This is a genomic window from Agromyces binzhouensis (assembly GCF_004135055.1).
In the GTDB taxonomy this organism is placed as follows: Bacteria; Actinomycetota; Actinomycetes; order Actinomycetales; family Microbacteriaceae; genus Agromyces; species Agromyces binzhouensis.
Genome location: NZ_SDPL01000653.1, coordinates 1 through 1,116, shown reverse-complemented (window position 1 = coordinate 1,116; position 1,116 = coordinate 1). Strand labels below are relative to the sequence as shown.

The window sequence follows — 1,116 nt, the reverse complement described above, 5'->3', positions numbered from 1 at the left end:
TGGAGCATCGGCGAGGCCAGTCGCTGCGTCTGCGCGAGCCGCATGCGGCCCTCGAACAGGTGCGCGTCCTGCGCGGCCTGCCACGCCGCCGCCTCGCGCTCGGCCTGGGCGTAGCGCCGGGTCGCCCTGGCCGCGCCGGCGAGGGCGGCGGAGAGCATGTGGGCGATCCCGACCCAGACCAGGCTGCCGATCACGCCGAGCTGACCGAGTGCGAGCGGTCCCGCCCACACGACGGTCTGCACTGCGAGCACGATGACGCCCGCCCACGCGACGACCAGCTGCCGACGCGCGGCCGCGATGGTCATCAGCGTCCCGACGGCCGCGACGTACCACGTCGCGTACCCGTTGTCCGCCGATGGATCGAGCTGGCTCGTGACGAGCACCGGCAGCACGATGCCGACCGCGAGGTCGAGGGCGGCGAGCCAGTCCGGCATGCGCGCGCGACGTGCGGGCCAGAGGCTGAGGACGGTCGCGACGGCGTACAGCACCAGCGCGACGATGATCGGCCACGGCGAGGCCGTGACATCCGTCGACAACGACGAGACGCCGAGCACGACGTGGTAGCCGGAGAACATCGCTGCGAGCGCCATGAGCAGCCAGCGGGGAACGGAGATCATCCGTCGCTCCCCTGCACTCCCGCCGGCCATGCGAGCGTCACCGTCGTCCCCTCGCCGGGAACGGACGCGACCCTCGCCGAACCGCCCTCGTTCGCCATACGCTCCTCGATCGAGACCCGGAGCCCGAGTCGGCTCGGCGGGACCGCGGCCGGGTCGAAGCCCGACCCGTTGTCGATGACGCGGATCACGCATCCTCCCGCCCCGACGCCGCGCACCTCGAGTTCCCGGCGGACGCGGCCGATCGGGCCGTCGGCGTGCTGCACGCTGTTCACCATCGCCTGCATCGCGGCAGACGACAGCGCGTCGATCGCCTCGACCGGCAGCTCCACTCCGTCGGCGCCCTCGATGCGGACGATGAACGGCGCGGAGAAGCCGGCGACGCCGCTGCGGAGTCGGCGCGTGAGCACGCTGAGGGCGACGCGGTCGTCGACGCCCGGGACCTCGACGGCGGCCTCGTCGAGCCTGCGGACCGCGTCGCCGGCCATGCGCGCGGCCAGCG

General features: G+C 73.7%; 1 protein-coding gene and 1 pseudogene. Both read right to left on the bottom strand.

From position 1 onward, the window contains the following. Positions 1-617 (bottom strand): annotated as a pseudogene (locus ESO86_RS17400) (hypothetical protein); the annotation flags it as partial. Continuing rightward, a partial coding sequence (locus tag ESO86_RS19510; protein WP_340638873.1) for a sensor histidine kinase occupies positions 614-1,116 on the bottom strand: 503 nt, incomplete at its 5' end. The gene ESO86_RS19510 and the pseudogene ESO86_RS17400, both read right to left, overlap by 4 nt.